The organism is Neobacillus sp., from assembly GCF_031988165.1.
Taxonomy (GTDB): Bacteria; Bacillota; Bacilli; order Bacillales; family Cytobacillaceae; genus Neobacillus; species Neobacillus rhizosphaerae.
Map to the genome: position 1 here is coordinate 1 of NZ_DALZYO010000083.1, position 6,462 is coordinate 6,462.

Annotated in this window: 9 protein-coding genes; 2 read left to right on the forward strand and 7 right to left on the reverse strand. The window is 36.7% G+C overall.

Annotated elements, in window-relative coordinates; translation table 11 throughout:
* Window positions 1-118: 118 nt before the first annotated feature.
* The 4 genes from lepB to RTR43_RS25275 are packed head-to-tail and all read right to left on the reverse strand — an operon-like array spanning window position 119 to window position 2,494.
* A complete protein-coding gene (gene lepB / locus RTR43_RS25260; protein ID WP_312476768.1) occupies window positions 119-673 on the reverse strand; it encodes a signal peptidase I in 555 nt (184 codons plus the stop codon).
* Window positions 663-1,328 carry a TVP38/TMEM64 family protein gene (locus tag RTR43_RS25265; protein ID WP_312476770.1) on the reverse strand — a complete coding sequence of 222 codons (666 nt, stop codon included), beginning with the start codon at window positions 1,326-1,328 and terminating at the stop codon, window positions 663-665. Before RTR43_RS25265 ends, lepB begins: the two co-directional genes overlap by 11 nt.
* 37 nt (window positions 1,329-1,365) lie before the next feature.
* Entirely contained in the window at window positions 1,366-2,307 is a 942-nt protein-coding gene (locus RTR43_RS25270; RefSeq protein WP_312476771.1) for an LCP family protein, read from the reverse strand.
* Window positions 2,308-2,332: 25 nt separating this feature from the next.
* Window positions 2,333-2,494 (reverse strand): hypothetical protein, encoded by a 162-nt coding sequence (locus tag RTR43_RS25275; RefSeq protein ID WP_312476773.1) that lies wholly within the window; start codon window positions 2,492-2,494, stop codon window positions 2,333-2,335.
* Between the two features lie 181 nt (window positions 2,495-2,675).
* Between RTR43_RS25275 and RTR43_RS25280 the strand changes: the two genes are divergently transcribed.
* On the forward strand, window positions 2,676-3,041 hold the full coding sequence (locus RTR43_RS25280; protein ID WP_312476775.1) for a YhjD family protein: 366 nt from the start codon (window positions 2,676-2,678) through the stop codon (window positions 3,039-3,041).
* Between the two features lie 19 nt (window positions 3,042-3,060).
* Here RTR43_RS25280 and RTR43_RS25285 read toward each other — a convergent pair whose 3' ends face one another.
* A complete protein-coding gene (locus tag RTR43_RS25285; protein WP_312476777.1) occupies window positions 3,061-3,633 on the reverse strand; it encodes a competence protein ComK in 573 nt (190 codons plus the stop codon).
* 193 nt (window positions 3,634-3,826) lie between these two features.
* On the opposite strand from RTR43_RS25285, the gene RTR43_RS25290 reads away from it, so the two are divergent.
* Window positions 3,827-4,063 carry an IDEAL domain-containing protein gene (locus tag RTR43_RS25290; protein WP_248733879.1) on the forward strand — a complete coding sequence of 79 codons (237 nt, stop codon included), beginning with the start codon at window positions 3,827-3,829 and terminating at the stop codon, window positions 4,061-4,063.
* A 90-nt stretch (window positions 4,064-4,153) separates the two neighbouring features.
* Here the strand turns inward: RTR43_RS25290 and RTR43_RS25295 are convergent, their stop codons facing one another.
* Window positions 4,154-5,428: a M48 family metallopeptidase gene (locus RTR43_RS25295; protein WP_312476779.1), complete on the reverse strand. Its 1,275-nt coding sequence runs from the start codon at window positions 5,426-5,428 to the stop codon at window positions 4,154-4,156.
* Window positions 5,429-5,555: 127 nt separating this feature from the next.
* Window positions 5,556-6,332: an enoyl-CoA hydratase-related protein gene (locus tag RTR43_RS25300; RefSeq protein WP_312476781.1), complete on the reverse strand. Its 777-nt coding sequence runs from the start codon at window positions 6,330-6,332 to the stop codon at window positions 5,556-5,558.
* Window positions 6,333-6,462 lie beyond the last annotated feature (130 nt).

The following is a 6,462-nucleotide window of genomic DNA, read 5'->3' on the forward strand; positions in this document are numbered from 1 at the left end:
GCGAAGTACACTAGCCGATGGCGCCTGGAGCTGGACATTTCTCGAAGTCCAATGTAATAAATTCTTATATTAAAAAAACACGATTTTTAAATCGTGCTCCTCGCTTCACAATATGCATTTAAAAATGAATATCCATTTCATTTAATGGCCAGTAACGCAGGTCCACCTTTCCAACAACCTGGTGGATAGAGATGAAGCCGAATTGGCGGCTATCCCAGCTTCCTAGTCGATTATCACCAAGGACAAATATTTTTCCATCAGGAACTGTATTTTCTCCGGTAATTTCCTTCAAACTGAAATCACCCGTTATCCTCATCCCATGTGCTTTTTGTTTATAAACCTTTAAAAACGGCTCCTCATACTTATGTCCGTTAATATACAACTCATCATTTCGATATTCAATTTTATCACCTGGCAATCCAATAATACGTTTGACAAAATCCTCTTTCTGATTGGCATGAAACACAATGACATCAAATCGATTCAACTCCCCAACTTGAAACCCTAGCTTATTGACAACCAGCTTATTTCCATCCTGCAGTGTCGGCATCATTGATTCGCCTTCTACTACATAGTTGGAAAAGAAAAATGTACGAATAAAAGCAAAAATAATAATTCCAATTGCGAATGCCTTAACCCATTCCATGCCTTCCTTTTTCCATTCAATTTTCATAGAACCTCCTCCTCTTCTCCTTTTCTTTGTTTCTATCTATTTCTCCATTATGGTCATTTTCCGTTCCCTTATTCATTCTTCCTTCAATTCTTTTGCCAACATACCAAAGAAGAAAAATAATAATTAATACCAGGACCGTCCGGTAGGGCTTAGTAACCAATGAACGAATATCATAACCAATAAAGCTCATCGTAAAAATCATCACCATTTTTCCAATACAAACGGCCAACATATATTGGGCCATTCTTATTTTCGAGAGACCGGCAACGATGTTTACGACAGCTGATGGTGTAAATGGAAAACAAAGCAGTAAAAAAAGTGGGCCAAATCCATGGCGTTCCACCCAGTCCATTAGCTTACGGACCTTCGGGTGTTTGGACAAAAAAGCAAATATCCTTCTTTGTCCATATTTTCTGATTAGGATAAAAACTAATAATGCTCCTATACACGCTCCTAGCCATGAATATAAAAATCCAAGCCAAAGTCCAAAGGCATTTGCATTGGCCATTACAAATAAAAACAGTGGGAGAAACGGAAAAAATGCTTCAATGACAGGTAGCAATATTCCGGGTATTGGACCTAGGGCTCGATATTCCTGTATCAGATTCATAATATTTTCAAGCGTAAACCAAGCTTTTATTGATTCAATGTCCATCCCATTTCTCCTTTATTTTTTATTTGGTTTAAATTTACTATTGTGTAATAAATTGGTGAAGTGCCTGTTTATTTTTTTCGACATCAATATCCAAAACGGCTCCTTCCCCTTTTATTCGTGGTTCAGTAAAACTATTTTCAACTGGGATTCTTAGAGTGGCCATCGTGCCCTTTTTATTGGAAAAGAAGTCCTTACCAATAAATAACATATCCGAAGTAGCCATGTTTGTATTTACGTATGGACTGAGGACACCAATTAATTTTGGGAGTTTGGTAATCGTTTGGAAGCCACTTAATTGGTCTTTAATCGCCTTGATTGCCTTTTGCTGACGTTCCACCCTTCCAAAATCTCCAATAGCATCATGACGGAAGCGAACATAGCCAAGCATTTGTGTACCATTTAATTTTTGCAGACCGGGCTCTAACGTCATATAAATATTTTTCTCCATTTTTTTCTCAACATTTATTTCTACACCATCTGGGAAAGCTTCATCAATCAGCTGAACAAACCCTTGAAAATCCACAATGGCGTAATATTGCAGGTCAATATCAAAATTCTGTTTAATCGTCTGCCTCATTAATTCCGGGCCCCCGCTGGCAAAGGCAGAATTAATTTTATGCTTGCCATAACCTGGGATTTCCACGTAACTATCTCTCATAATAGAAGTAAGCTTAAAAGTCCCTTTATCTTCGTTATAATGAGCAATCATGATCGTATCTGCCCGGGCCTTTTCTTTTCCCCGTGCATCGCTTCCAAGCAATAAGATATTCGTGTCTCCATACTGATCCTTTTTCCCTTCAAATGTATAGACAACATTTGCTTGTTTATTATCCTTATTTATTTTTTTTAATGATTGGTTTACGCCTTGTTTATATTGGAAATAAGCATAACCTGCCACTGCACCAATTAATAGTAAGAATACAAGCAAAATGGACGGCCATCTTCTCTTTTTCCTATTTTGATGTTTATCTGCTCTCATTGTTTATCACCCATTCGCTATGTTTTTAAACTTCACCTATATATGACTGTTTTTTCTTTTTCAAGGTTTCTTCATTAAATTCATTTTCCCCTTTCAGATATCCTTCTATTAATGAAAACTTTCTCATATATTGGCCAATTTTTGCAATAAAGAAGACTCGACGATGGTCGAGCCGTTGTCGGTTCATGAGACATAGTCACACTTATGCATTCAGAATTTATGAAAATAACTTCTGATTAGCCCCAGAAAGCCCGCCAATTGTCGACGAGCTTTTGTAAAAGAAAAGTTCTATTGCTTTTATCGGTTCTTTTTAGTAAAATTATATAGGAACATTTGTTCGAAAACTATAGAAAGGTGCGGATGACAGGATGACCAGAATTCCTGAGGATGATCGTGACATCATGGAGAAGGCTTTATATTTACCGATGCTTCTAATCATCTTAAACCGAGATTTGTCTGTTGTGGAAAATAGCCCATTTAAATTAAAAAGGCCTTATTTAGATTTAATTGAGGAAACGATGAAGGACGTGCAAGGGGAACTCTCTGAGGTAAAACAGTATATGAAAAAGAATAACCTTCAAGTCATTGAAACAAAACGGGACGATGCCTTTACGATGTATATGTTTATTTATAAAGGGTATGAAGAAAACCATAATTACTTTAATCCGAGAATTCGCAACAAGGTTCAAGAATTAATGGAGACTTATTTATTAAAAAAACATCTATCCCGTTAACGTTTGAAATCATTAGTACTTATTTATCTTTCACATAAAAATCACTATCGTATTTATGAGAGCTTTCTGAGGTATGTGATAACTTAGTCCTGTTCAAAAAGTAAAATAACTTCCTCTCATTTTTTTCTATTCTTTGCAATATCTTTGTTTTTAATAAAGAGGTCTTTAACATTTGATGCTCAATCGTAGAGTATGGCACTTGAAAGTGGTGGGATTGTTTATTTTGGAAAGTGATTGATGTCTGGTGTGGCCCAATGCGGATATAATTCTCAACATGTTCGTGTGAAATCCAAATACACTCCTTACTATTCGGTGAAATGGTAGGAAAAAAGAAGAGATGGTTGGTTGATTCAATCATAATTGGTACCTTTCGTTTATTGCCAATTATTTTTCGTGAGCCCCTCTTTCTGCTTTCATAGTTTGCCCCAAAATAATCGCAGCTATTTTTGATAATCTCCAATGGTTTTACTGGAGACAAAAATTCATCTTCGACTTCATAAATCAGGGAATAGGTTTTACTTCCGTATTCCACTGGTTGAATAAACATTGTGCATGAATTTACTTCATAATCCTCAATTTGCTTTTGCTTCAATACATTCAACTCCTTTTAATATTTTCCACCATATCTTACCACTACTGGTCTGTAATTCCATTATATTTCTAAATTGTTGCTAATTTATTCACAAAATTCATGTCAATAAAATATTTTTCAGAAAATTATAATTATTAATTGATATTAATCAAAAAAATCCATATAATAATAAAAAGCATCAGAGGTGATTTTCATGAATGAAAAATCATACACGGAATTAATGAAGCTTGGTGCCATGAAACGCAATCGAATGAAAGAGAACTTCGTCCAAGATTTATACATCGAAATGCTCTTATCTGAGGTCCAGCTAACAGTTGAAAAGGATAAATTACTGCGTAAAATTGACTTGGCCATCGATCATCGAGACAAAGGTTCATTTCTCCGTTTATCTGAACAGCTTAAAGAAATTAATAAACGATTTGGCACTTAAAAACCTACTTCCACTGAACCGTCTTTCGAGACGGTCTTTCTTTTGATAAAAAAGGGCTAAAGACAAGAAAATTGTCATTAGCCTTATTTTTTATTCCTTGTTTTGATGTTTAATTTCGTATTCTTCCAGCTTGGAAATGCGATCAAGCATGGAAGGATGAGTATACCGGAAAATTTTAACTAATAATGGTGGATTCACCTGACTAAGTCCTGACCTGGTTAATTCCTGAAAAGATGTAATCGCTGCTTCGGGATTTTTGGTCATTTCAATCGCATATCTGTCAGCTCGTGTTTCCTCATAACGAGACGCGAGATTTGTTAATGGACTTGACGCAAATAACAGCATAGACAAAACTATAAAAAATAACGGAAGTGAACGAATATCACTTACATCTGCAATTCTCAGTTCCTTCCCCCACCGGACTACCACCCAATTCATTAGTCTATAGGTCAAATACAGCCCAAGCAATGAAAGAAGTAGATAACCGCCAATTCCAAAATAAATATGTTTCTCGACATAATGGCACATTTCATGGGCCATTATAAATAAAATTTGGTTATCTGAAAGTTTGTTTAATGTCGTATCCCAAAGGACAATCCTGGCATTGGAGCCAATTCCAGTTACATAGGCATTTAATGCATTCGTTTTATCTGCCATATTTACTTCAAATACATGCTTGGCGGGAATCTTCGCCTTATCGGCCAGTGTCAAAATCTTCGTTTCCAGTTCCTTATTTTTTAAAGGATAGAAATCATTGTATAATGGGTCGATGACCACTGGCTGAAGGAACATCATAAATAGTGTAAAGGGGACAGATAAAAGCCACCCATAAAGCCACCAGCGCTTTTGGCTTTTCTTCATCAGCCAATATAAAACCGGAACAATGATTAACCAGGTCCCATAATTAATCCAAAAGTCAATTAACTCATCCTTCATCCAGGAGGCAAAGGTTTGGGTTGAAATATGATACGTCTTTGATAATGAATAACTAATATAATTTAAAGGAAATGTAGCTAAAAAGGCAAAAAAGGATAACCAGATCAGATAAATGGCTGTTTGAAGCAGCCTGTACTTAGTGGACTTCTTTGCCCAGCGCTTAAATGCCTTTGAAAAACCAAATAATAAAATAAGGAAATAAAAAAGCCATTCGAACGGAGTCGATAAGAAAAACAGAAGGTTCCTTATTTTCGAATACTCCTCGCTCAACATCAGCTCTCTTCCATTTAGAAATGTAGTTGGGTCAGCTTTTGTCCCTGCATATTCAAATGGTAATTTTGATTCGCTAAAATAAAATAAATACCAATAAAAAAATAATCCATATAGGACAAAGGCCAAAACTACGTAGACCCCCATTTTTCTTACCATGATTTGTCCTCCTTTGTGTACAGCCTCTCTATACTTAGTTTAGTTAAAAAAGGAGGAATTAGAACACAAAAAAAAAGTCAGCAAAACAGAGGCTTTTAAAACAAAATAAATATGGCGGGCGCAATGTTTATTTCCCTTTAAAGACAGGTTTTCTTTTATCAGCAAAGGCTTGTAGGGCCTCAAATCGATCTTCTGTTGGGAGTGTCACCTCATATGCCTTTCGTTCAATCTGCAGCCCTGTATTTAAATCTGTATTCATTCCGTTTTTTATCGCAAACTTTGCTTGCTGTAAGGCAATAGGTCCATTTGCAAGCAATTGCGAGCAAAAGGTCAAGCTCTCATTCAATAAATCTTTCCTATCAACAACCCTCGTAAGAAGTCCAAAATGGAAAGCATCCTCGGCTGTAAGCCGGCGTGCGGTTAAGATGAGCTCTAGCGCCTTCGCCTGGCCTATAAGTCTAGGAAGCCGCTGTGTCCCACCAGCACCAGGAATAATCGCAAGACTGGTTTCGGTTAAACCCATTAATGCTTCTTTTGCAGCGAAGCGAAAATCACAGGCCAATGCAAGCTCCAGCCCGCCGCCAAAAGCAAAACCATTTATGGCCGCAATAGTTGGCTGTGGCAGATGATCAATCGCATTAAAAACCTCATTGATTTTAAACAAATTCCGTTTCACTTGCTCATCCGTGAGGTTTTTTCGCTCTTTTAAATCAGCACCGACACTAAAGGCCTTCTCACCCGATCCACTAAAAATGACCGTCCGAACATCCGGATTAATCCGAATATCTTCTACCTTCTTTTGTAATTCAAGCAGGGTTTCGTAATTAAAAGCATTGAGTGCATCAGCACGATTAATGGTTACTAGAGCTATATGATTATCTATTTCAAGTAAAATTTGCTCCACTTTTTGCTTCCCCCTATTATGTCTGTTTTCAAAAGGCAGGCTGGTTCAGCCTGCCTTTTTTTTTATATAAGAAAGTATCAAATTTTCGACTTTGAGAATTGTCCAGCTCCAGCGCCCTAGCGACTAGAGT